This is a genomic window from Zobellella taiwanensis (assembly GCF_003012795.1).
Taxonomy (GTDB): domain Bacteria; phylum Pseudomonadota; class Gammaproteobacteria; order Enterobacterales; family Aeromonadaceae; genus Oceanimonas; species Oceanimonas taiwanensis.
Map to the genome: position 1 here is coordinate 76,900 of NZ_PXYH01000002.1, position 23,986 is coordinate 100,885.

General features: G+C 58.9%; 23 protein-coding genes and 3 tRNA genes. 11 read left to right on the top strand and 15 right to left on the bottom strand.

The window, feature by feature from the left end; translation table 11 throughout:
* Positions 1-9: 9 nt before the first annotated feature.
* A complete protein-coding gene (locus C7I36_RS01725; RefSeq protein WP_106452168.1) occupies positions 10-1,278 on the bottom strand; it encodes a YeaH/YhbH family protein in 1,269 nt (422 codons plus the stop codon).
* Between the two features lie 22 nt (positions 1,279-1,300).
* The gene (locus C7I36_RS01730; RefSeq protein ID WP_106452028.1) at positions 1,301-3,223 is read right to left on the bottom strand and encodes a PrkA family serine protein kinase; all 1,923 of its coding nucleotides are present in this window, start codon (positions 3,221-3,223) and stop codon (positions 1,301-1,303) included.
* Between the two features lie 699 nt (positions 3,224-3,922).
* Between C7I36_RS01730 and C7I36_RS01735 the strand changes: the two genes are divergently transcribed.
* The gene (locus C7I36_RS01735) at positions 3,923-4,510 is read left to right on the top strand and encodes an FMN-dependent NADH-azoreductase (RefSeq protein ID WP_106452029.1); all 588 of its coding nucleotides are present in this window, start codon (positions 3,923-3,925) and stop codon (positions 4,508-4,510) included.
* A gap of 50 nt (positions 4,511-4,560) precedes the next feature.
* On the opposite strand, the gene aptA is transcribed toward C7I36_RS01735, so the two are convergent.
* The 6 genes from aptA to C7I36_RS01765 all read right to left on the bottom strand — a co-directional run bounded on the left by aptA (position 4,561) and on the right by C7I36_RS01765 (position 8,764).
* A complete protein-coding gene (aptA, locus tag C7I36_RS01740; protein WP_106452030.1) occupies positions 4,561-5,883 on the bottom strand; it encodes an omega-aminotransferase AptA in 1,323 nt (440 codons plus the stop codon).
* Positions 5,884-6,063: 180 nt separating this feature from the next.
* Positions 6,064-6,140, bottom strand: a tRNA-Val gene (locus C7I36_RS01745).
* 14 nt (positions 6,141-6,154) lie between these two features.
* Positions 6,155-6,231, bottom strand: a tRNA-Val gene (locus C7I36_RS01750).
* Positions 6,232-6,237: 6 nt separating this feature from the next.
* A tRNA-Val gene (locus C7I36_RS01755) sits at positions 6,238-6,314 on the bottom strand.
* A 91-nt stretch (positions 6,315-6,405) separates the two neighbouring features.
* On the bottom strand, positions 6,406-7,389 hold the full coding sequence (locus C7I36_RS01760; RefSeq protein WP_245880001.1) for a DUF3080 family protein: 984 nt from the start codon (positions 7,387-7,389) through the stop codon (positions 6,406-6,408).
* A complete protein-coding gene (locus C7I36_RS01765) occupies positions 7,376-8,764 on the bottom strand; it encodes an MATE family efflux transporter (protein ID WP_106452032.1) in 1,389 nt (462 codons plus the stop codon). The genes C7I36_RS01760 and C7I36_RS01765 overlap by 14 nt, the downstream gene beginning before the upstream one ends.
* Positions 8,765-8,924: 160 nt before the next feature.
* Between C7I36_RS01765 and C7I36_RS01770 the strand changes: the two genes are divergently transcribed.
* Positions 8,925-9,539 carry a riboflavin synthase subunit alpha gene (locus tag C7I36_RS01770; protein ID WP_106452033.1) on the top strand — a complete coding sequence of 205 codons (615 nt, stop codon included), beginning with the start codon at positions 8,925-8,927 and terminating at the stop codon, positions 9,537-9,539.
* A gap of 50 nt (positions 9,540-9,589) precedes the next feature.
* Here C7I36_RS01770 and C7I36_RS01775 read toward each other — a convergent pair whose 3' ends face one another.
* From C7I36_RS01775 to C7I36_RS01785, 3 genes are read right to left on the bottom strand one after another with little or no spacing between them, the layout of a single operon-like run.
* Positions 9,590-9,793 (bottom strand): CPXCG motif-containing cysteine-rich protein, encoded by a 204-nt coding sequence (locus tag C7I36_RS01775; protein ID WP_106452034.1) that lies wholly within the window; start codon positions 9,791-9,793, stop codon positions 9,590-9,592.
* 26 nt (positions 9,794-9,819) lie between these two features.
* Positions 9,820-10,566: a pteridine reductase gene (locus C7I36_RS01780; RefSeq protein ID WP_106452035.1), complete on the bottom strand. Its 747-nt coding sequence runs from the start codon at positions 10,564-10,566 to the stop codon at positions 9,820-9,822.
* 8 nt (positions 10,567-10,574) lie between these two features.
* Positions 10,575-11,438, bottom strand: coding sequence for a fructosamine kinase family protein (locus C7I36_RS01785; RefSeq protein WP_106452036.1), 864 nt, complete (start codon positions 11,436-11,438; stop codon positions 10,575-10,577).
* 85 nt (positions 11,439-11,523) lie between these two features.
* Here C7I36_RS01785 and C7I36_RS01790 point away from each other — a divergent pair, with 85 nt between their 5' ends.
* The 9 genes from C7I36_RS01790 to cobB all read left to right on the top strand — a co-directional run bounded on the left by C7I36_RS01790 (position 11,524) and on the right by cobB (position 19,938).
* On the top strand, positions 11,524-11,955 hold the full coding sequence (locus C7I36_RS01790; protein ID WP_106452037.1) for a tellurite resistance TerB family protein: 432 nt from the start codon (positions 11,524-11,526) through the stop codon (positions 11,953-11,955).
* A 183-nt stretch (positions 11,956-12,138) separates the two neighbouring features.
* On the top strand, positions 12,139-14,073 hold the full coding sequence (thrS, locus tag C7I36_RS01795) for a threonine--tRNA ligase (RefSeq protein WP_106452038.1): 1,935 nt from the start codon (positions 12,139-12,141) through the stop codon (positions 14,071-14,073).
* A gap of 41 nt (positions 14,074-14,114) precedes the next feature.
* Positions 14,115-14,612: a translation initiation factor IF-3 gene (gene infC, locus C7I36_RS01800; RefSeq protein ID WP_281258112.1), complete on the top strand. Its 498-nt coding sequence runs from the start codon at positions 14,115-14,117 to the stop codon at positions 14,610-14,612.
* A gap of 77 nt (positions 14,613-14,689) precedes the next feature.
* Complete coding sequence (rpmI, locus tag C7I36_RS01805) at positions 14,690-14,887, top strand: 50S ribosomal protein L35 (RefSeq protein ID WP_014292509.1); 198 nt, start codon at positions 14,690-14,692, stop codon at positions 14,885-14,887.
* 14 nt (positions 14,888-14,901) lie between these two features.
* Complete coding sequence (gene rplT / locus C7I36_RS01810) at positions 14,902-15,258, top strand: 50S ribosomal protein L20 (protein WP_094038210.1); 357 nt, start codon at positions 14,902-14,904, stop codon at positions 15,256-15,258.
* A gap of 157 nt (positions 15,259-15,415) precedes the next feature.
* Entirely contained in the window at positions 15,416-16,399 is a 984-nt protein-coding gene (pheS, locus tag C7I36_RS01815) for a phenylalanine--tRNA ligase subunit alpha (protein WP_106452040.1), read from the top strand.
* Positions 16,400-16,414: 15 nt separating this feature from the next.
* Positions 16,415-18,802: a phenylalanine--tRNA ligase subunit beta gene (gene pheT, locus C7I36_RS01820; protein ID WP_106452041.1), complete on the top strand. Its 2,388-nt coding sequence runs from the start codon at positions 16,415-16,417 to the stop codon at positions 18,800-18,802.
* A gap of 4 nt (positions 18,803-18,806) precedes the next feature.
* Positions 18,807-19,112, top strand: a complete 306-nt coding sequence (gene ihfA / locus C7I36_RS01825; RefSeq protein ID WP_106452042.1) for an integration host factor subunit alpha — start codon at positions 18,807-18,809, stop codon at positions 19,110-19,112.
* A gap of 106 nt (positions 19,113-19,218) precedes the next feature.
* Positions 19,219-19,938: a Sir2 family NAD+-dependent deacetylase gene (cobB, locus tag C7I36_RS01830; RefSeq protein ID WP_106452043.1), complete on the top strand. Its 720-nt coding sequence runs from the start codon at positions 19,219-19,221 to the stop codon at positions 19,936-19,938.
* A 57-nt stretch (positions 19,939-19,995) separates the two neighbouring features.
* Here the strand turns inward: cobB and C7I36_RS01835 are convergent, their stop codons facing one another.
* From C7I36_RS01835 to potA, 4 genes are read right to left on the bottom strand one after another with little or no spacing between them, the layout of a single operon-like run.
* A complete protein-coding gene (locus C7I36_RS01835; RefSeq protein ID WP_106452044.1) occupies positions 19,996-21,045 on the bottom strand; it encodes an extracellular solute-binding protein in 1,050 nt (349 codons plus the stop codon).
* A 1-nt stretch (position 21,046) separates the two neighbouring features.
* Positions 21,047-21,814 carry a spermidine/putrescine ABC transporter permease PotC gene (gene potC / locus C7I36_RS01840; RefSeq protein ID WP_106452045.1) on the bottom strand — a complete coding sequence of 256 codons (768 nt, stop codon included), beginning with the start codon at positions 21,812-21,814 and terminating at the stop codon, positions 21,047-21,049.
* The gene (gene potB, locus C7I36_RS01845; protein WP_106452046.1) at positions 21,807-22,667 is read right to left on the bottom strand and encodes a spermidine/putrescine ABC transporter permease PotB; all 861 of its coding nucleotides are present in this window, start codon (positions 22,665-22,667) and stop codon (positions 21,807-21,809) included. Before potB ends, potC begins: the two co-directional genes overlap by 8 nt.
* Positions 22,654-23,763 (bottom strand): spermidine/putrescine ABC transporter ATP-binding protein PotA, encoded by a 1,110-nt coding sequence (gene potA / locus C7I36_RS01850; RefSeq protein ID WP_106452047.1) that lies wholly within the window; start codon positions 23,761-23,763, stop codon positions 22,654-22,656. Before potA ends, potB begins: the two co-directional genes overlap by 14 nt.
* Between the last annotated feature and the right edge of the window lie 223 nt (positions 23,764-23,986).

The following is a 23,986-nucleotide window of genomic DNA, read 5'->3' on the forward strand; positions in this document are numbered from 1 at the left end:
GGACTCACCTCATGCCGCTTGTTTCTTGAACAGTTCCCGGAACACCGGGTAGATGTCTTCCACCGAGCGAATATGCTCCATGGCAAAATTGGAAAAGCCGCGCGCTACGGTTTCGTATTCGTGCCAAAGGCTCTGGTGGGCCCGGTTGGTGATTTCGATGTAGGCGTAATAACGCACCAGCGGCATGATGTCGTTGTGCAGCAACTGCCGGCAAAGGGGAGAATCATCGGCCCAGTTATCGCCGTCCGAGGCCTGTGCCGCATAAATGTTCCACTGATCTGCCGGATAGCGTTCCGCCATCACTTCCTTCATCAGTTGCAGGGCGCTGGAGACGATGGTGCCGCCGGTTTCCTGGGAATAGAAAAATTCCTGCTCGTCCACCTCCTTGGCCTGGGTATGGTGGCGGATGAACACCACGTCCACGTTTTTATAGCTGCGGGTCAGGAACAGGTAAAGCAGCAGGTAGAAGCGCTTGGCCATGTCCTTGGTGGCCTGATCCATGGAGCCGGATACGTCCATCAGGCAGAACATCACCGCCTGGGTGGAGGGAACGGGACGTTTGACGAAGTTATTGAAACGCAGGTCGAAGGTATCGATAAAAGGCACGGCGGCGATGCGCCGGCGCAGCTCGGCCAGTTCATCCTCCAGCTCCTGGATGCGGGCGTAGTTCTCCGCCGGACGCTTGCCGAGTTCGGCCAGCTCCCGTTCGAGCTGCAGTACCGTTTTTTTCTTGCCGGCCTGCAGCGCGGTACGCCGGGCCAGAGACTGGCGCAGTGAGCGCACCACGTTGATGTTGGCCGGCACCCCGTCGGCGGTATAGCCGGCACGGAAGGTCTTCAGCTCGCTTATCTTGTTGAGCTTGTTTTTTTCCAGGTTGGGCAGCTCTAGGCCGTCGAACAGCAGGTCCAGATACTCGTCCTTGGAAATCTGAAACACAAAGTCGTCCTGTCCTTCGCCCTGGTTGCCGGCTTCGCCCTGACCGCCGCCCTTGCCGGCTCCCCCCAGCGGCCGATCAACCTTGTCCCCGGCCACAAACTGGTCGTTGCCCGGATGGACCTGGTCGCGCCGACCGCCCTTGCCCTGGTGGAAGAAGGGCTCGGAAATATCCCGGGTGGGAATGGAAACGCTCTCACCCTTGTCGATATCCTGGATGCTGCGCTTTAAGACCGCGTCCGACACCGCCTTTTTGAGTTGCTGTTTATAGCGGCGGATAAAGCGCTGCCGGTTGACAGCGCTTTTGTTGCGGCCATTTAGTCGTCTGTCGATAAAATGCGCCATGGTTTCCCCCAACGGATTTTCATCAGGTTGACTTGCGTACCCTCAGGTACCATTCCGAGAGCAGGCGCACCTGCTTGCGGGTATAGCCTTTTTCCATCATGCGGGCGACGAAGTCGTCGTGCTTTTTCTGCTCCTCGGCGCTGGTCTTGGCATTGAAGGAAATGACCGGCAGCAGCTCTTCGGTGTTGGAGAACATCTTTTTCTCTATTACCGTCCTGAGCTTCTCATAGCTGGTCCAGTTGGGATTTTTGCCGGCATTGTTGGCCCGGGCGCGCAGCACGAAATTGACGATTTCGTTGCGGAAGTCCTTGGGATTGCTGATACCGGCGGGTTTTTCGATTTTTTCGAGTTCGGCATTGAGCGCCGAGCGGTCGAACAACTGACCGGTTTCCGGGTCCCGGTATTCCTGATCCTGGATCCAGAAGTCGGCGTAGGTGACATAGCGGTCGAAAATGTTCTGGCCGTACTCGGAATAGGATTCCAGGTAGGCGGTCTGGATTTCCTTGCCGATGAACTCCACGTATTTTGGGATCAGGTAGCCCTTGATGAACTCCAGGTAACGATCGTGGACATCCTGGGGAAATTGCTCCCGCTCAATCTGCTGTTCGAGCACATAAAACAGGTGGACCGGGTTGGCGGCCACTTCGGCATGGTCGAAGTTGAATACCCGCGACAGTATTTTGAAGGCGAACCGGGTCGACAGCCCTGTCATGCCTTCGTCCACGCCCGCGTAATCGCGATATTCCTGATAGGACTTGGCCTTGGGATCCGTATCCTTGAGGGTTTCGCCGTCATACACCCGCATCTTGGAATAGATGCTGGAGTTTTCCGGCTCCTTCAGCCTCGACAAGACGGTGAACTGCCCCAGGGTCTCCAGGGTGCCTGGGGCACACTTGGCGCGGGACAGCTCGCTGTGGGTCAGCAGCTTTTTGTAGATTTCGACTTCTTCGGTCACCCTCAGACAGTAGGGCACCTTGACGATGTAAACCCGGTCGAGGAAGGCCTCGTTGTTTTTGTTGTGTTTGAAGTGCTGCCATTCGGACTCATTGGAGTGGGCCAGGATGATGCCTTCGAAGGGCAGGGCGGAGAGTCCTTCGGTCCCGTTGTAGTTGCCTTCCTGGGTGGCGGTCAGCAGGGGATGAAGCACCTTGATCGGCGCCTTGAACATCTCCACGAATTCCATCATACCCTGGTTGGCCTTGCACAACGCGCCCGAGTAGGAATAGGCGTCAGCGTCATCCTGGGCGAAGTGCTCAAGCTTGCGGATATCCACCTTGCCGACCAGGGAAGAAATATCCTGGTTGTTGTCGTCACCGGGCTCGGTCTTGGCGATGGCGATTTGATCGAGCACGGAAGGATAGACTTTCTCGACCCGGAAGCGAGTGATATCGCCGCCATATTCATGCAGTCGCTTCACCGCCCAGGGCGACATAATGGGCCTGAGGTAACGGCGGGGTATGCCGTATTCCTGTTCCAGCACCGGGCCATCCTCGGCCATGTCGAACAGGCAGAAGGGGTGGTCGTTGACCGGCGAGCCCTTGAGCCGGTAAATGGGCACTTTTTGCATCAATGACTTGAGGCATTCGGCCAGGGAAGATTTGCCGCCGCCCACCGGGCCGAGCAGGTAAAGGATTTGTTTTTTCTCTTCCAGTCCCTGGGCCGCGTGCTTGAGATAGGACACGATCTGCTCGATGCTGTCCTCCATGCCATAAAATTCGGCAAAGGCCGGATAACGGGCGATTACCCGGTTGGAAAACAGCCGGCTGTATCTGGGTACCTGAGCCGTGTCTATCATTTCCGGCTCGCCGATGGCCATCAGCAGGCGTTCGGAGGCAGAGGCATAGCAGGCCTTGTCTTCCCGGCACATATCCAGGAACTCCTGCAGGCTGTACTCTTCTTCCTTGGCCTTTTCATAGCGCGTTTGGTAGTGCTCGAAAATTCCCATAGTCAGTCCCCCAATCAATCCAGGCTCGCACATTATTGTAGACAGAGCCTTGCGCACACAACTTTCACATCCTTTACCGATAAGGTTAGTCGCGAATCTGTCATCTTGCTGGTGTAAGGTTCGGAAAAGACAAAGATTTTGTGGTGAGCCCGGTTCCCGGTGTTTTTCGGCTGCGCGAACGGTAAAGCGCAGTTTGAGTTTCTTATGAGTCCTTTTTTGGGGCGCAGGGCCGGGTCTGAACAGAATGAAAGGGAAGGTCCTTTTATTTACGTTAACGTAAATGACATTCATCTGGTTATTTGGTGAGCGGTTACATGATTTGTGATTTTTTTACGTTGACTTCACATTTGGCGGCGGTTACATTGAAGGCGCATCAAGGTCTAGCCATTTGCTCCAGCCCAAATCAGGCAACTTGTTAGGTAAGATGCGTAGCTCTGTTTAAGCACGTTTCCGTTTGTTTGACCCTCGCCTGCGAGGGTTTTCTTTTTTGTGATAAAACAACACCTCTTTCTTTACGTTTACGTAATCCTGGTGGCCCCTTTGGGCTGGATTCAATTTTTTTGAATATCATGGCCGCCAATTTCCGATATAAATTCTCCCGTTCATCCCATACAGTACTTCCAACGAAGGCGATAACCCTGTTCTACTCGGTAGAGTTTGCCTGTTATGTCAAAGATAAACCCACAGGAGCACAACAAGATGAGCAAGACACTGGTTCTGAAATCCAGCATTCTGGGTGAGCATTCACAGTCAACCAAATTGATTGATTTTATGGTGGAGCAGCTTGATGTAGCTCAGGTCAAGGTAAGGGATCTGGCGGCCGAGCCGCTGCCAATGCTTGATGGTGACGGTGCCTTTGCCTTGCGCGGCGGTGAGGACCTGAACCCCCGCCAACGGCAGTTGCTGACGTTGTCCGATGCGCTGGTGGCGGAAGTGCAGGCAGTGGACACCCTGGTCATTGCCGCTCCCATGTATAACTTCCACATCCCGGTTCAGCTCAAGGCATGGATAGATCTGATCTGCCGCGCCGGTATTACCTTCCGCTATACCGAGCAGGGGCCTGAAGGCTTGCTCAAGGGGAAAAAGGCCGTGGTGGTCACCACCCGTGGCGGTATGCACAAGGATGCCCCGACCGATTTGATCACGCCCTATCTGAGCACAGTGCTGGGATTTGTCGGTATCAGTGAGGTGGAATTTGTTTATGCCGAGGCGCTGAACATGGGAGAGGAGGCCCAGCAGAGCGGGCTGGCGCAAGCGCGCCGCAGCCTGGAAGCTCTGGTGGCCTGAAGTTTTTATGCCAACATACAAAACGGGCTGCCATCGCAGCCCGTTTTCTTTTAGTTGTACAGCTGTCGGATGCTCTTTTCCAATATGCCGATAGTCTGGTCGACATGGTGTTTTTCAATGATGAGCGGAGGCGACATGGCGATGGCGTCACCGAGGGAGCGCAACATCATGCCCTGCTCCCAGGCCATGGACTGGACGGCGCTTCCGCTGGCGCCGGGCTTGCCGGCCAATGGCTCGAACTCAACGGCGGCGATCAGTGAATAGTTGCGGATGTCGATGACGCCGGGCAGGCCTTTCAGGCTGTGCAGCCCCTGCTCGAAGTAATCGGCAATCTCGCCGCCCTGGGCAGCCCGGTACAGCAGGCCGTCCTGCTCGTAGACATCCAGCGTAGCCATGGCGGCGGCACAGGCGAGTGGGTGGGCGGAATACGTATAGCCGTGGAAAAACTCGACCCCGGCTGCAGCCGACGCCATCACCGCATCATAAATGTGGTCCCCGGCAAACACCGCGCCCATGGGAGCGGCACCATTGGTCAGTCCCTTGGCGGTGGTCATGATGTCGGGCAGTACATCAAAGGTCTGGCTGGCAAAGGCGTTGCCGGTTCGGCCAAAACCGCAGATAACCTCATCAAAAATCAGCAGGATATCGTGCTGATCGCAAATCTCGCGGATCCGCTTGAGGTAGCCGACCGGCGGCGGCAGGACGCCGCCGGCCCCGGTGATGGGTTCGATGATAACGGCGGCGATCCGGCTGGCATCATGCAGTTTGATCAAGCGCTCCAGCTCGTTGGCCATCTCGATGCCGCCATACTCCGGCAGGCCCTTGGAAAAGGCGTTGCGGCCCAGGTCCTGGGTGTGGGACAGGTGATCCACCGCCAGCCACTGGCCGAATGCCTTGTAGTTATTGGTGATGCCGCCAACCGCAATACCACCGAAGTTGACCCCGTGGTAGCCACGCTCCCGGCCGATGAACAGCTGGCGCCCGGCCTGGCCGCGGGCGTGATGATAGGCCAGGGCCATTTTCAGCGCTGTATCCACTGACTCCGAGCCGGAGTTGGTGTAGAAAACCTTGTTCAGGTTACCCGGAGCCAGCTCGGCCAGACGCTCGGACAACTCGAATGACAAGGGGTGGCCAAAGCCGAAGCAGGGGGCGTAGTCAAGCTCACGGGCCTGGCGGGCAATGGCTTCGGCAATGTGCGGATGCCCGTGGCCGGCATTACAGCACCACAGGCCGGCGGTCATGTCCAGGACCTGGCGCCGGTCGTCCGTGGTCCAATACATGCCCTTGGCGCCGGTAAGCATGCGTGGTTGTGCCTTGAATCCCTTGTTGGGGGTAAAGGGCATCCAGTGGGCGGCCAGATTCTGATGGTTCATGGTTTTCTCCGTCTGTCTGAATACACCTGGCAGGGCAGGTGAGGTGTTGCAGACAGTGTCGTCAAAGCGTAAAGGTTTAAAAATCACATCCTTTCAACGTTCAGTTTGACGAAGTCGCACATAAGACGACAGAGAACTGCAGGCACAAAAAAAGCGCATCCGAGGATGCGCTTTCTGGTTTGGTGCGTTCTAGTGGATTCGAACCACCGACCCCCACCATGTCAAGGTGGTGCTCTAACCAACTGAGCTAAGAACGCCTGCACTGGCAAACTGGTGCGTCCTAGTGGACTCGAACCACCGACCCCTACCATGTCAAGGTAGTGCTCTAACCAACTGAGCTAAGGACGCGAAATCTGGTGCGTTCTAGTGGATTCGAACCACCGACCCCCACCATGTCAAGGTGGTGCTCTAACCAACTGAGCTAAGAACGCGGACTGCCTTCAGGCGCTGCGTATACTAGCCAAGGGGCTGGGCCGGGGCAAGCGTTTTTTCCGCGTAAACAAACGGATGGGGAAGTATTGTTCAAGTCGGTGAAATATCGCACCGGGCCAGAAAGCGCTGCCAGCGGCGGGCGTGCTCCAGGGTCAGCTGGCGGTAACGGACATAGATCTGGCTGTCGAGGCCGGAGGCGTACCAGCTCAGGTAATCGGCCATGACTGCGGTACGCTCCGGTGGCGGTAGCAGGCTTTGCTGCAGCAGGGGCGCGAGCTGGACAAAGCGGCGATCGAGTTCGCCCAGCCGCGGCTGGATGCGGCCGATATAGTAATGCTGCATGGCATTGCGCAGGCGTTCGGCATCGGGCCGGGCCCGGGGGCCGCAATCCAGGGTCTCGAGCCGCTCCAGAAAAGCAAGGCTGAGGGACAGATAATGGGCGGCGCTGTGCAGCGAATAAAATAACCGGCCCAGGTAATCATTGTCGTACAGCCCCCCCAGGTGTCGGTGGAGTTGCCGGGAGTCGGCCTGTGCCGGATGGGCCGACTGTGGATGCAGCCGGGCAAACAGGTTGAAGGCTTCATAGGTGGTCTGGAAACCCGGTTGCAGATCGCGGCCCAATGGCCGGCGGCGAGGTGTCAGGGCCTGGCGGATCTCCGGTTCGGCCACCATCATGTTCCAGTGATAGCCGGACAGCAGCGGCGCCTTTTGCCGTTGCAGGCGGTATAGCCAGTCGCGCAGGGCTGTATCGTCGGTGTTTGCCAGACAGGTGTTCAGCCCCTGCTGGAACCGCAGGTGGTAGATCAGGTCCGCGGCGGCCCCGCCGCTTTTGCCGACCGGACCGTTGTGTTCTCCTACCAGGGCCAGCAGGCGGCATTCACCCAGCCGCAGGGTGTCCAGCAGGCCGGCGGTCACGCGCGGCTGTTCCAGTTGCAGGGCTCGCTGGGGCGGCAGGGGAGGCAGCTTGGCAGGCTCGCCGAGCACGGGAGGCTCTACCTGCAACACAGTGGCCAGGCGCGCCAGGTAGGTGGTAAAGTCCTGCTCAAGTTGCCGGGGCGGGCTACATGCCGTCAACCAAAGGCAAGCCAGCCCGATCGCGATGATCGACCTTTTCATAAATGATGCGTAACCGCCGTATCAACAGAATTGCCGCTACCGACAAGCCTACCAGAAAACCTATCCAGAATCCGTGGGGTCCCATGGCCGGTACCAGCCAGTCTGTCAGTCCCAGCACCATGCCGACCGGCAGGCCGCACAGCCAGTAGGCAAACAGGGTAATGTAGAAAATCATCTGAGTGTCCTTGTAGCCGCGCAGGGCTGCGGCACCAATGACCTGAGCGGAATCGGAAATCTGGTACAGCGCTGCCAGCAGCAGCAGGCTGGAGGCAAGTTCGAGTACCCGTGGGTTGTCCGTATAGATGGCACCGATGGCATCCCGTCCCAACACGGTGGCCAGGGCGGTAAACACCGCCAGCAGGCAGCCAAAGCCAATGCCGGCAAGGCTGGCGATACGGGCCTGGCTCGCCTGGTTTTCACCCAGGCGGTGACCAACTCTGATGGTCAGTGCCATGCCGAGACTCAGGGGCAGCATAAACACCATGCTGGAGAAGTTGATGGCAATCTGATGCCCGGCCACGACTTCGGAACCCAGGGGGGCGAGCAGCAGGGCGACCACGGTAAACAGGGTAACTTCGCAGAAAATGGCCATGGCGATGGGAAATCCCAGGCGAAAGATGCGGCCGATGCGAGCCGGGTCAGGGGCCGACAGCCGTGAAAAAATGGCAAAACTCCCGAGCAGGGCTGAACGGCGGGTATAGAGGATCATGGCTCCCAGCATGGCCCAGAACACCAGGGCGGACGCATAGCCGCAACCCACGCCCCCCAGAGCCGGCAGGCCGAACTTGCCATGGATAAGGGCGTAGTTGGCCGGTATGTTCACCGCCAGGCCGACAAAGCCGATGATCATGGTGGGCAGGGTATGGGACAGCCCCTCGCTGAAGTTGCGCAGCACCTGGTAGAGCGCATAGGCCGGCATCCCCCAGAGAATGCCGTGCAGATAGCCGGTGGTTTTTTCCGCCAGTACCGGATCGACGTCCATCCAGTGCAAGGCCTGCGGAGAATAATACAGGGCCAGCATGGCGGGCAGGGTTACCAGCAGGGTCAGCCAGAACCCCTGATGGACGGCCCCGGCCACTTCGCCGTGACGACGGGCGCCGTTGAGCTGGGATATGATGGGAGTCAGGGCCATGACGATCCCTTGTACCAGCAGGATAATGGGCAGCCAGAAGCTGGTGGCCACCGCCACCGCCGCCATGTCGGTGGCGCTGACCTGGCCGGCCATGACGGTGTCGACGAAGCTCATGGTGGTCTGGGCTATCTGGGCCACCAGGATAGGGGCACAAAGGCGCAATAAGTGCACCGTTTCAGCAAAAAAAGGCTTGAAGGCCATGATATTCTCACTCGGGAAGATGCCGGCCAGTTGCGGCCGGAGGTGGAGCCGGTTGCCGAGGGTGATGGCAATATAGAACGTTGTCGGCAAGCCTTGGCAATATAGCGGCTAAAAACGTATTTTCCCATTATTTTAAACTGTTATTTTAGAGGTTGGCGCTATGTTTACCGGAATTGTGCAGGGCCAGGGTGTCCTGCTGGAGATCGCCGAACAGGCGGATTTTCGTACCCATGTGGTGGCCATGCCCACCGAGCTGTTGCCAGGTCTTGCCCTGGGCGCCTCCGTGGCACACAACGGCTGCTGCCTGACGGTGACCGCAATCGAAGGCGAGCGGGTTACCTTTGATTTAATGGCTGAAACCCTGAGAGTGACCAACCTGGGCCGACTGGTCGTGGGCGACAGGGTCAACCTGGAGCGGGCAGCGCGTTTTGGTGACGATATCGGTGGCCATGCCATGTCCGGCCATATCATGGGGTTGAGTGAACTGATTGAACGGCAGGACAGTACCACCAATACCACCCTCTGGTTCGCGATGCCGGCAGGGCTGGGAAAATACCTTTTTCATAAGGGATATGTGGGCATTGACGGCATCAGCCTGACCCTGGGTCAGGTTGGCGACGGACGTTTTGCGGTCCACCTTATCCCGGAAACCCTGGCCAGGACCAACCTGGGCCGGGTAATGCCGGGCTATATCGCCAACCTGGAAGTGGACCCCCAGACCCAGGCTATCGTCGATACAGTGGAAAGGGTGTTGGCACAACGGGACGGGGAGTAGGAACAGTTCTTTATTATGCCAACATACATATTGCCGGACAGATTGCCCGGTCAAAAATACTGCTCGTCGTCAGCATCGGCGCGCACCTCGATATCGCCGGTCTGCTCATGGCGGATAACGGTGATATGGATAGAGTTGCAGCAGGCCAGGCAGTCTTCATAGTAATCCTGATCGCCTTCCGAGGCGTCCACCACGATACGGGTATGATGCCCGCAGTGGGGACAGACGATGTTTTGTTCAAAATAGTCACGCATGGAGGTTCTCCTCGTCCGGTACGGAATCAGGCTTCGGGCAGTCCCTGGCTGGAGCGGCCGCCGTCCAGCGCGATGATTTGTCCGGTCAGGTAGCCGGGGCCCTTGAGCAAAAAAAGTGCGGTGTCGGCAATGTCGGTCGGAGATCCGAGCCGCCCCATGGGAATGGAGGCCAGCACCTTTTCTTTTTGTTGTGGGTCCAGTTCATGCTCCGGCCAGATGATGGCGCCGGGTGCTATGCCATTAACCCTGACCTGCGGAGCCAGCTCGGCCGCCAGCGCCCGGGTCAGCGTGGCCAGGGCGTTTTTGGCCATGCTGTAGGGGAGGTGATGACGCAGGCCCTTTTCCCCGTGAATATCCACCAGGTTGATAATGCAGCCCTCGCGATGGCGCAGCTCCGGTACCAGTGCCTGGCTCAGCAGCAGGGGAGCGGCGGCATTGGTGGCGGACAACTCCAGCCACTGGGCTGGGGTGATGGTGCCGAGGGGACTGGGATAAAAAGTGGAGGCATTGTTGATCAGGGCATCGAGGCGTCCGAAACAACCAACGGCCCTGTCTGCCAGGGCATTGAGTTGGTCGAGCCGGCTCAGATCCTGCTGCAGCAGGGCCACACTGCCGGGCCGTGACAGTTCAAGGCCGGCGGCCAGGGCCCGCGCCTCCCGTTCGCTGCGATGATAATGCAGCACCAGCCGGTATCCCTGCTCGTGCAGGCGGCGGCTTATCTCGGCACCGATGCGCCGGGCGGCACCGGTAATCAATACCACGGGTGGGGGCATGGTTTCTCCTAGCTGGCAATAATCCGGTACAGGCTGTCCTTGGCCTGGCCGGCGTAGGGCTCGCCGAACAGGCAGACATGGTTGAGCAGGTGGTAGAGGTTATAAATGTCGCGCCGTTCGGCATAGCCCTCTTCCCTTGGCCAGACCGCATCGTATCCCTGGTAGAAGACCCGGGGGAACTGGCCGAACAATTCGGTCAGGGCGAGATCCGTCTCCCGGTCGCCGAAGTAACTGGCCGGATCGAACAGCACGCCCTGATGCTCGCAAAATCCAAGGTTGCCACGCCACAAATCGCCATGCAACAACGAGGCCCTGGGGTGGTGATTGGCCAGCCTGAGTTTGATGACGGCCACGATTTCCTCGATATCGCCAAAGCGTATGCCTTTTTCTTCCAGCAACTTAAGCTGCCAGCCAATGCGCTGTTCGGCGAAAAAGGTGGCCCATTTTTTGTGCCATGCATTGGGTTGCAGATTGATGCCCAGGTAGTTGTCCTCGTCGGCGCCGTACATCGGCTGGCTGTGGCTCAGGTGCAGATGGGCAAGCTGGCGGCCGAACATGTGCCAGTCCTGTTCGTCCGCCTCGCCCCAGACCAGCAGTTCCAGCACCAGAAAACTGCTGCCAAGGGTGGTGCCGCAGCAGACGGGACGGGGAATGCGGACGGTTTCAGTGGCGCTCAGCCGTTCCAGGCTGCTCCATTCCGCACGGAACATATCCAGCCTGGCACGGTCATTTAACTTGACGAAGAAGGAGGCATTGTCGTCAGAAACCCTGAACGCCTGGTTGTTTTCGCCGCCTGTCAGCGGCTGTTTGTCCAGGATCCTGAAGCTGGTTCCGGTTGCCTCACTAATCTGGCTGGCGATGTATGGCCACATAATGCCTCCACGGACACGGGGGATGCCAACAGTATAGGCGATCCCGCCGGTGCGGCGGCTGGGCCCCGATAAAATGGAAGTGTGCATGATAGACCGACTGAAGAAATGGCTGGCCGACAGCCGGCCGCAAGCCCAGCTTGAACAGGACGAGGAAGTGGCGGTCGCCGCCCTGCTCAGCGAAGTCATGCTGGCCGATGGCCAGTGTTCGGCACAAGAGCTGCGGCGCCTCGAGCAACTGCTGGCCCGCCTGTTTGGACGGCGGATTGACGAGATCCACCATTGGCTGGAGCAGGGACGGGCCCGGCAGGAAGAGGCGGTGTCCCTGTACGAGTTTACTTCCCGCCTCAAGGCGTTGCCCGCCGTCCGTCGCGAAGACATCCTGCTCGCCCTGTGGCACATGGCTTACACCGACGGTGAACTGGATCCGCTGGAGGAGGCGGTGATCCGCCAGGTTGCCGAGCTGCTTTATATTCCCCACAGCCGCTTCATCCAGCTCAAGCACCGGGCCCAGCCCTGAACGGTCCGGGCGTGGCGGTCGAGGGCTGCTTCTGTTACAGTATCGGCCCGACCTGTGCCGCCGGGTAGCACCGCAAGGCGTGCCAGACTGGCAAGGTAAAGCCAGATGGTCGGGCAGTTTTCTTTCCCCTTTGACACACTACACGTGCACTTTGGTAGGGTGCACCACTGTTAAGGACATTGCATGCCGACAATTACGCTTCCCGATGGCAGCCAACGCCACTTCGACAATCCCGTTACCGTACTCGATGTTGCCCAGGACATAGGGCCTGGCCTGGCCAAGGCCTGCATCGCCGGCCGGATAAATGGTGAACTGGCCGACGCCTGCGAGCTCATCAGCCATGACGCCCAACTGGCCATCATCACCGCCAAGGATCAGGACGGCCTGGAGATCATCCGCCACTCCTGCGCCCACCTGTTGGGTCATGCCATCAAGCAACTGTGGCCCCAGACCAAAATGGCCATAGGCCCGGTGATCGACAACGGCTTCTATTACGATGTGGACTTGGACCATACCCTCACCGAGGAAGATATCGAGCGGCTGGAGAGCCGTATGCAGGAGTTGGCCAAGACCGAATACCCGGTGATCAAAAAGAAGGTCAGCTGGCAGGAAGCGCGGGAGACCTTTGCCCGTCGGCACGAACCCTATAAGATCGAGATCCTGGATCAGAATGTCAGCCAGCAGGACAGGCCGGGGCTTTATCACCACGAAGAGTATATCGACATGTGCCGGGGGCCGCATGTGCCCAACATGCGCTTTTGCCAGCATTTCAAGCTGCAGAAGGTATCCGGCGCCTACTGGCGGGGTGATTCCAAAAACAAGATGCTGCAACGCATCTATGGCACTGCCTGGGCCGATAAAAAGGCGCTCAAGTCCTACCTGACCCAGTTGGAGGAAGCGGCCAAGCGCGATCACCGCCGCATCGGCAAGCAGCTTGACCTCTACCACATGCAGGAAGAAGCGCCGGGCATGGTGTTCTGGCACAACGACGGCTGGACCATTTTCCGTGAGCTGGAGCACTTTGTGCGTACCAAGCTCAAGGAATACAGCTATGAAGAGGTCAAGGGACCCTTCATGATGGACCGGGTATTGTGGGAAAAATCCGGCCACTGGGACAAGTACGCCGAGAACATGTTCACCACTCATTCCGAAAGCCGGGATTATGCCATCAAGCCGATGAACTGCCCGGGGCACGTGCAGATCTTCAACCAGGGCCTCAAGTCCTACCGGGATCTCCCCCTGCGCATGGCCGAATTCGGCTGTTGTCATCGCAATGAACCCAGCGGTGCACTGCATGGCCTGATGCGGGTTCGCGGTTTTACCCAGGACGACGCCCACATTTTCTGTACCGAAGATCAAATCCAGAGCGAAGTCGCCGCCTGTATCCAGATGGTGTACGACACCTACGCGACCTTCGGCTTCACCAATATCGCGGTCAAGCTGTCTACCCGGCCCGAGCATCGCATCGGCAGCGACGAGATCTGGGACAAGGCTGAACTGGCTCTGGAGCAGGCGCTTAAGGCCAAGGACATCGCCTACGAACTGCAGCCGGGGGAGGGGGCTTTCTACGGACCCAAGATCGAATTTACCCTTTACGACTGCCTCAACCGGGCCTGGCAGTGCGGCACCGTCCAGCTCGACTTTGCGTTGCCGGGCAGGCTGGGAGCCAGCTATGTGGGCGAGGATAACGAACGGCACGTTCCGGTGATGATCCACAGGGCCATACTGGGCTCCATCGAGCGCTTCATCGGTATCCTTATCGAAGAATACGCCGGCCTGTTCCCGACCTGGCTGGCCCCCACCCAGGTGGTGGTGCTCAATATTACCGACAACCAGGCGGAATACGCCCGCGATCTGGCTCACCGGCTGAATAATGTTGGCATTAGGGCCAGGGCGGACTTGAGAAATGAGAAGATAGGCTTTAAAATCCGCGAGCATACTCTGAAGCGGGTACCTTTCATGCTGGTTTGCGGCGATAAAGAAGTCGAAGCCGGCCAAGTTGCGGTTCGTACCCGGAAAGGACAAGATCTGGGTACTTTCAATGTCGATGAGCTCGTTGAGCTTATCCAGCAGGAGATCCGGACCCGCGGCAAGAACACAGTGGAGGATAGGTTATAAAAGGCGCTAAAAAAGGGGGCAAACCGGCTCCCCGCAATCGACTGAACGAAGAAATTCGACTGAAAGAAGTCCGTCTGGTAGGACTGGAAGGCGAAGCATTAGGTGTAGTGTCCATCAGTGAGGCACTCGAAGCCGCCGCCGCCGCCGGTGTAGACCTGGTGGAAATCAGTCCCAATGCCGAGCCGCCCGTCTGCCGTATCATGGATTACGGCAAGTTCCTCTACGAGAAGAGCAAGGCTACCAAGGAACAGAAGAAAAAGCAGAAACAAATCCAGGTCAAGGAAATCAAATTCCGGCCTGGTACCGATGATGGCGACTATCAGGTAAAACTACGCAACCTGATTCGCTTTTTGGAAGAGGGTAACAAAGCCAAGGTCACGCTGCGGTTCCGCGGTCGTGAAATGGCGCATCAGGAACTCGGTTTCGATTTGCTCAACCGCATCAAAGCGGATCTGGATGAATTGGCCGTGGTCGAGGCCTTCCCCAAGCTGGAAGGGCGTCAGGCCGTCATGGTGCTTGCCCCGAAGAAAAAACAGTAAGGCCCTGCAAGTAGTCGGGCAATCCGTTTGCCCGGCTCGCCTTGTTGTTTGTTGTTATTAACAATGCGGAGTTTTTTATGCCGAAAATGAAATCGAACAAAGGTGCTGCCAAGCGCTTCAAGAAAACCGGCTCCGGTGGCTTCAAGCGCAAGCAATCCCACCTGCGTCACATCCTCACCAAGAAAAGCACCAAGCGCAAGCGCCAGCTGCGCGGTAAGTGTCTGGTTGCGGCGTCTGACGTTGCCCAGATCAAATCCATGCTGCCGACTGCTTAAGAGGAGAGTGAACCATGCCGAGAGTTAAACGTGGTGTGACTGCCCGCGCTCGTCACAAGAAAGTACTGAAACAGGCCAAAGGTTATTACGGTGCCCGTTCACGCGTTTATCGCGTTGCCGTGCAGGCCGTAACCAAAGCCGGCCAGTATGCCTACCGTGACCGTCGCCAGAAGAAGCGTCAGTTCCGTCAGCTGTGGATTGCCCGTATCAACGCGGCCGCCCGTCAGAACGGTCTGTCCTACAGCCGTTTCATCGATGGCCTGAAAAAGGCTTCCGTTGAAATCGATCGCAAGATCCTGGCCGACATCGCCGTTCACGACAAGACCACCTTCACCGCTCTGGTTGCCAAAGCGAAAGAAGCCCTGGTGTAAGTCGCCCGGCGACAGCAAATGAAAAAGGAGGCTCCGGCCTCCTTTTTTGTTGTCTCCGGTTCGGCTCAGTGGTGGAAGCAAAAAAGCATTTCCTTTATTATCAAGGCCTTTCCATTCATTTAGCGTCCGTGTATACGGGCAAGTCAACGAGGAATACATGGATCAGCTGGAAGACGTGATCGTCAAGGCACAGGCGGAGATCCAGGCTGCCGCCAATGCCGTCGAACTGGATGAAATCCGGGTCCGTTACATGGGTAAAAAGGGCATTTTTACCGAACAGTCCAAGGCCCTCGGTCGGCTTTCGGCCGAGGAGCGCCCCGCCGCCGGCCAGGCCATCAACCATGCCAAACAGGTCGTCAACGATGCCCTCAACGGCAAGCGCGATGCCCTGCAACTGGCCGAACTGAACCGAAAGCTGGCGTCCGAGACCCTGGACATCAGCCTGCCCGGACGCCGCCAGTCGGCCGGTGGCCTGCATCCGGTCACCCGTACCATCCGCCGCATCGAGTCCCTGTTTGGCGAGCTGGGTTTTGCGGTGGCCGAGGGTCCCGAAATCGAGGACGATTTCCATAACTTCGACGCCCTCAACATACCGGCCCATCACCCGGCACGCACCGATCACGATACCTTCTATTTCAATCCGGCGCTGATGCTGCGTACCCATACCTCAGGGGTGCAGGTGCGCACCATGGAGCGGCAACAGCCGCCCCTGCGCATCATTGCGCCGGGACGGGTTTACCGCAACGATTACGATCAGACCCACACCCCCATGTTCCACCAGGTGGAGGGGTTGCTGGTGGACGAGAACGTCAGCTTCACCCAGCTCAAGGGCGTCCTGCACGATTTCCTGCATCATTTTTTCGAAGAGGATCTGCAGATCCGCTTCCGGCCGTCTTATTTCCCCTTTACCGAGCCCAGTGCCGAAGTGGATGTGATGGGCAAGAACGGCAAATGGCTGGAAGTGCTGGGCTGTGGCATGGTGCACCCCAATGTGCTGCGGGCCGTGGGCATTGATCCCGAACGCTACAGCGGCTTCGCCTTCGGCATGGGGGTCGAGCGCCTGACCATGCTGCGTTACGGCGTCAACGACTTGCGCGCCTTCTTCGAAAATGATCTGCGTTTTCTCAAGCAATTCCGGTAAGCGGCAGGAGCAATAATGAAATTTTCTAAATCATGGCTGGATGAGTGGGTCGATACCGGTCTGGATGCCGAGGCGCTTGCCGAGCAGATCACCATGGCCGGCCTGGAAGTGGATGGCATTGAGCCGGTAGCCGGCGATTTCACCCAGGTGATGGTGGGCGAGGTGGTGGAATGCGCTCAGCATCCGGATGCCGACAAGCTGCGCGTCACCAAGGTCAATGTGGGCAGCGGCGAACTGCTCGATATCGTCTGTGGCGCCCCTAACTGCCGTCAGGGCCTGAAAGTGGCGGTGGCCGTGGTCGGTGCCGTGCTGCCCGGTGATTTCAAGATCAAGAAAGCCAAACTGCGTGGCCAGCCTTCCCACGGCATGCTCTGCTCCTACAGCGAATTGGGGATGGACGTCGACTCGGACGGCATCATCGAGCTGCCCGCCGATGCCCCCATCGGTGCCGAGGTGCGTGATTACCTCAAACTTGACGACGCCATCGTCGAAGTGGACCTGACTCCCAACCGGGCCGACTGCCTGAGCCTGGCCGGCCTGGCGCGGGAAGTGGGCGTGCTGAACCAGCAGGACGTAAACTGGCCGGAAATCCCCGTGGTATCGGCCAGCATCGATGACAAGGTCGAGATCCGGCTGGATGCCCCGGCGGCTTGCCCGCGCTACCTTGGGCGGGTGGTGAAGAATATCGACGTCAAGGCCGAGACCCCCTTGTGGATGCAGGAAAAACTGCGCCGCTGCGGTATCCGCAGCATCGATCCTGTGGTGGACATCACCAACTTCGTGCTGCTCGAGTGGGGCCAGCCCATGCATGCCTTTGATTTGAATACCCTGAATGGCGGTATTCAGGTGCGTATGGCGGAGCAGGGCGAAAAGCTGACCCTGCTCGACGGCAATGAGGTCAGCCTGAACGAAGATACCCTGGTGATTGCCGACAGCGAGCGTCCCGTGGCCATGGCCGGCATCTTTGGTGGCGAGGCCACCGGTGTCACCAACACCACCCGCAACGTCCTGCTGGAATGCGCCTTCTTCAGCCCGCTGGCGATCACCGGCCGGGCCCGCAGCTACGGCCTGCATACCGATTCTTCCCACCGCTTCGAGCGGGGCGTGGACTATCAACTGCAGCACAAGGTAATGGAGCGGGCCACGGCCCTGTTGCTGGCCATCTGCGGTGGCGAGGCCGGCCCGGTGGTCGAGGCGGCATCCGAAGCGCACCTGCCCGTGCGCCAGCCCATTACCCTGCGCCACGGCAAGCTGACCCGGCTGCTGGGCATCAATATCCCGGCCACCCAAATTACCGATATGCTCACCCGCCTGGGCCTGGCCGTGACACCGACCGGAGACGACTGGCAAGTGGAGGTACCGAGCTATCGCTTTGATATCGCCATCGAAGAGGATCTGATCGAGGAAGTGGCCCGTATCTACGGCTATAACCGGATCCCCAATGTGGCGCCGATGGCCCGGCTCGATATGTCCTCCCAGCGAGAGGCCAGCCTGTCGTTGGGCCGCCTCAAGGACGCCCTGGTCGACCTGGGGTACCAGGAAGCCATTACCTACAGTTTTGTTGATCCGGCCCAGCAGCGGTTGCTGTTCCCCACCCATGAACCCCTGGTTTTGCCCAACCCCATTTCGGCCGACATGTCCGCCATGCGGGTGTCCCTGTGGCCTGGGCTGATCCAGGCCGCGGTGTATAACCAGAATCGCCAGCAGTCCCGGTTGCGCCTGTTCGAGCAGGGGTTGACCTTTATCCCCGATGCCAGTGCCGAAAACGGTGTGCGCCAGACGCCGGTGCTGGCGGGGCTGCTGCTGGGCCCGGTTGTGGACGAACACTGGGACATGGCCGCCAGGGGGGTGGACTTCTTCGACCTCAAGGGCGACCTGGAAAGCCTGCTGGCCCTCGGCGCCGACGAGCAGAGTTTTAGCCTGGCGCGCGCCGACATTGAAGCCCTGCATCCGGGCCAGTCCGCCGCTCTGCTGCGGGACGGGCGCCAGGTGGGCTTGTTCGGCGCCCTGCATCCCAGCCTGCTGAAGAAACTGGGCCTTAAGTCCCAGGCTTACCTGTTCGAGCTTGAGCTGTCGGCCCTGACCGAGCGCAAGGTGCCACACGCGGCCGATGTATCCCGTTTTCCCGCCAATCGCCGGGATCTGGCACTGGTCGTCGATCAGGCTACTGCGGCCGGGGATATCCTTGATTTGGTTAGGAAAGTTGGCGGAGAACAACTGGTTGGCTTAAACTTGTTCGACGTATACCAAGGACAAGGTATTGCCGACGGCAAGAAGAGCCTGGCGCTCAGCTTGGTGTTGCAGGATACCCGACGGACTTTGGAAGAGAAGGAAATCGCCGATACCGTGGCCCGCATCGTGTCCGCGCTTTCCGACGAGTTTAATGCTTCCTTGAGGGATTGAGCGTATGGCGTTAACCAAGGCCGACATAGCAGAACACCTGTTCACTGAGCTTGGCATGAGTAAACGTGATGCCAAGGAGATGGTGGAAGCCTTCTTTGAAGAAATCCGCAGCGCGCTTGAGCAGGGTGAACAGGTCAAGATTTCCGGCTTCGGCAATTTTGAGCTGCGTAACAAGGGGGAGCGCCCGGGGCGCAATCCCAAGACCGGGGAGGATATCCCCATTTCGGCCAGGCGGGTTGTGACCTTTCGCCCCGGCCAGAAACTCAAGGCCAGGGTAGAAAACGCAACATTGCTCGACGACACCGAATGATCCCAAGCCAGGCAGCCGCCTGGCTTTTTCTTTTATAGACTAAGGCAGCATTGGCCTGGTGGTCCTGTTGCTGTTAGCCTGTGACCAGGATGATTCAAGCAGAGGCATGCCGGGCGTGCGCAAAGGAAATATTGTTATTCTTACCGGGGCCGGCATTTCGGCAGAGTCGGGGATCCGTACCTTCAGGGCCAGCGACGGCCTGTGGGAGGAACACCGTATCGAGGATGTGGCCACGCCCGAGGGCTACCGGCGGGATCCCGAGCTGGTGCACCGTTTTTACAATGCCCGCCGGGCCCTGTTGCAAACGGTAGAGCCGAATGCGGCCCATTTTGCCCTGGCGAGGCTGGAAGCGGAATGGCCCGAACAGGTTACCCTGGTTACCCAGAATATCGACGATCTGCACGAACGCGCCGGCAGCCGTAATGTGCTGCATATGCACGGCGAACTGCTCAAGGCGCGCTGTCCCCATTCCAACCAGACGGTATCCTGGAACGGTCCTTTGCACACCACGGATCTGTGCCACTGCTGCCAGTTTCCCGAGCCATTGCGACCCCACGTGGTCTGGTTTGGCGAGATGCCGCTGCTGCTCGATCGTATTTATCAGGCCCTGAGCGAGGCGAGCCTGTTCATCGCCATCGGCACCTCGGGCAACGTCTATCCTGCCGCCGGCTTTGTGCACGAGGCGGCCATGCACAGTGCCCATACCCTGGAGATCAACCTGGAGCCGAGCCAGGTCAACAACCATTTTGACGAACACCGCTACGGTCCGGCGACCCGCATGGTCACCGGCTATGTGGAGGAGCTGCTGGCAGGCCGGAAAAAGTAGCTGGGCGAAGAACAACAAAGCCCGCGGCTGCGGGCTTTGAGATTGAGGGGAGGCTCCCTACTGGGAACGCAGTTTGACCCAGTATTGTTCGTAAACCGCCAGCACTTCGTCGCCCAGATCGTCCTGGAAATGTCCCTTTGCCACAGTCTCGGAGGAGGGGAACAGCACGGGGTTGTCCGCGACATCGGTCGGCAGCAGGGCCCGGGCGCCCTGGTTGGGCACGGCGATACCCAGCTCCTGGATGATCATGGCGGCCACGTCCGGACGCATCAGATAGTCCATGAACTGGTGAGCGGCGTCTGCCGACTTGGCATTGGCGGGCACGGCAGCGCTGTCCACCCAGAAGATGGCGCCTTCTTCCGGATAGACATACTCCAGATTCATGCCGTCCTGCTGAGTCTTGTAGGCCTGGTCGCTCCAGATCAGGCCAAGCGAAACCTCACCGGCGACATAGGGCATGCGCGGGTTGTCGGAGTTGTACAGCAACACGTTGTCCTGCAGGGTCAGCAGTTTCTCGTAGGCGGCCTTGATCTCCTCCGGCTCGCGGCTGTTGGCGGAGTGGCCCAGGGTCAGCAACGCCATCTGGAAGTTCTCGCGGATATCGTCGGTCAGCATCAGTTGGCCCTGCCACTGGCTGTCCCACAGATCCTGCCAGGCGGTGATGTTGGCGTCGGCCAGATCGTCCCGGTTGACGGCGATGGCGGTACTGCCGAAGGCGTAAGGTACGCTGAAGCGGTTGCCCGGATCGAATTCCCGATCCAGCAGGCTCGGCTCCAGTTGCGACAGGTTGGGCAGCTTGCTCTTGTCGAGCGGTTGCAGCATGCCTTCGCGGGCCATCTTGCTCAGCATATAGCTGGAGGGGAAGATGAGATCGTAGCTTTCGCTGGCACCACTGGTTTGCAGCAGTTTCAGCTTGGCATAAAGCGCCTCGTTGGAATCGAAGGTGGCATAATCCACCTTGATCCCGGTTTCCTTGGTGAAGGACTGCAACACGCCGTCGGGCAGGTATTCCGCCCAGGCGTAGACGGACAGGCGGTCTTGGGCCTGCGCCATCACGGGCAGGGTGGCGGCCACCGCAATGGCCAGAGGACGAAACCAGGATTGCATATCAGCGTTTATCCCTTAACAGAAGTTGAGACAACACCACCAGCACCAGCGATACTGCCAGCATGATGGTGGCCAGGGCGTTTACCTCGGGGGAAACGCCCACCTTGACCATGGAATAGATCTTCAGCGGCAGGATTTCATAAGCCGGTCCGGTCACGAAGGAGCTGACGATCACATCATCCAGGGACAAGGTGAAGCTCAGCAGCCAACCGGCGGCAATGGCGGGCCTGGCCAGCGGAAAGATGATTTTCCGGAAGGTCACTAACTCACTGGCACCCAGATCCTTGGCGGCCTCCAGCATGCGCAGATCAAATCCCTTGAGGCGCGAATAGACGGTGATCACCACAAAGGGAAGGCAAAAGGTAATGTGGGCAAACAGCAACGACCAGAAGCCGAGCGAAATACCCAGCACCACAAACAGGGCCAGCAGCGAAATGGCCATGACGATATCCGGCGACATCATCACCACAAACAGCATGCCGCCCACGAAACCCTTGCCGCGAAAGCGGTAGCGGTACAGAGCCACCGCCGCCAGGGTGCCGATCAGCGCCGCCAGGGTGGCCGATACCAGGGCAATGGTCACCGAATGGCGGGCCGCCTCCATCAGGCTGGCGTTATTGAGCAGACGGCTGTACCAGTCCCAGGTGAAGCCGTCCCAGCGGATGCCATAGCGGGAACTGTTGAAGGAATTGATGATCAGTACGCCGATGGGAATGTACAGATAGGCGAACACCAGCAGCAGGTAAGCGCCCTTGAACCACTTAGTCATCGATGGACACCTTCTTGTTCAGCAGCTTGCCGGCCCGGTAATAGACGAAGATCAAGGCCGCCATCAGCACCGTCAGGGTCACGCTGGTCGCCGAGCCGAAGGGCCAGTCACGGATATTGAGGAACTGGGTCTTGATGATATTGCCGATCAGCAGGTTCTTGGCCCCGCCCAGCAGGTCGGAGATATAGAACATGCCCATGGCCGGCAGGAACACCAGCAGGCAGCCGGCCACAATGCCGGGCATGGTCAGCGGTAAAATCACCCGCACCAGGCGCGACCAGGCGCCGGCGCCGAGATCCCGGGCAGCTTCCAGCAGGCGACCGTCGAGTTTCTCGATGGCCGAGTACAGGGGCAGGATCATGAAAGGCAGCAGTATGTAAACCAGGCCGATGATCACCGCCACCTCGGTGAACATAATGCGCAGCGGCTGGTCGATCAGGCCAAGTCCGAGCAGGGCGTTGTTGAGCAGCCCCTTGGTACCCAGCACCACCTTGAGTGCATAGGTGCGGATCAGGGAGTTGGTCCAGAACGGCACTATCACCAAAAACAGCAGGAAAGGCCGCCAGCGCGCCGGCAACTGGGCGATGATAAAGGCGAAGGGGTAGCCCACCAGCAGGCAGATCAGGGTGGCGGTGCCGGCCATGAATACCGAGTGCCACAGCACCTGGAAGTACAGGGGATCAAACAGCCGTGCGTAGTTTTCCAGGGTGAATACCAGGCTCACCAGGCTGGCATGATCGCGCGTCAGGAAACTGGTGGCGATGATCATCAGGTTGGGCAGAAACACAAACAGCAGCAGCCAACCGACGATCAGGCTGATGGCCAGGTTGCGAAAACCGTTAGTGCTGTTCATAGGGCAGGACCACCTCCCAGCTGTCGACCCAGGTGATATCCACCTGTTGTCCGAGGCGATAGTCAAAGTCCGGATCGTCCTCGTCGAAGAACTCGGAGATCAGGATCTGCTGGCCGGAGGTCAGCTCCACCAGGGAATCCAGGGTCGCACCCTTGTACTGGCGGTCCAGGATGCGGCCGGCCACGCCCCTGGCCTGCTCGCCGACCTTGAGCATCGACATGCGCAGATCTTCCGGGCGCAGCAGTACGCAGACCCGGTCGCCGGCACTGAAACTGTCCTGGGTATGGACCAGGCACTCGCGGCCCTCGACCCGGGCGCGCCAGGCGCCGGCGGTATCGGCGGGGGCGAGCAACTCGCCGTCCATGATGTTGATTTCACCGATGAAACGAGCCACGAACAGGTTGGCCGGCGACTCGTAGATATCCCGGGGCGCGCCGTCCTGCACTACTTTGCCACCCTGCATCACCACAATGCGGTCGGACATGGACAGGGCTTCTTCCTGGTCGTGGGTGACGAACACAAAGGTGATGCCAAGCCGGCGCTGCAGCGCCTTGAGCTCGGTCTGCATCTGCTTGCGCAGTTTATAGTCAAGGGCACTGAGGGATTCGTCGAGCAGCAGCACCTTGGGCCGGTTGACCACGGCTCGGGCAATGGCGATACGCTGCTGCTGGCCGCCGGACAGCTGGTGCGGATAACGGGCCGCCATCTGCTCCAGTTGCACCATCTTTAGCGCTTCCAGCACCCGGGGCCGGATCTCGTCCGCCGCCACGTTTTGCATCCGCAGGCCAAAGGCCACGTTGTCGAAAATGGTCATGTGGGGGAAGAGGGCATAGCTCTGGAACACGGTATTGACGTGGCGCTGCTCCGCCGGAACCCGGGTCACGTCTTCGCCGGCCAGGGTGATACGCCCCGCGTCCGCCTCTTCCAGTCCGGAAATCAGGCGCAATACCGTGGTCTTGCCGCAACCGGAGGGGCCCAGGATAGTGAGGAATTCGCCGTCATAAATGGATAAATCCAGGTTTTCTATGATAGCTTTGCCGTCAAACTGTTTGCCGATACCGGTCAGGGAGACGATGGGTGCTTTGTTGTCGGCCATTTGCCCTTATTCACCTCGATGAAAACGCGCCGCGTTCTGGTAGTAAAATGAGCGCGCATTCTAGACCCCGTACTCTATAAATCAAAGTGAATTTTTGTCGTCGGAACATGTTGATTTACTGTTTCTGGTCTGACAAAAATCCCCAAATTTTATAACGGCTTAGCACGGGTTACCGGAAGCGGTGCATCCGTTATAATGGGGCCAACCAATGAATGAGAATGCA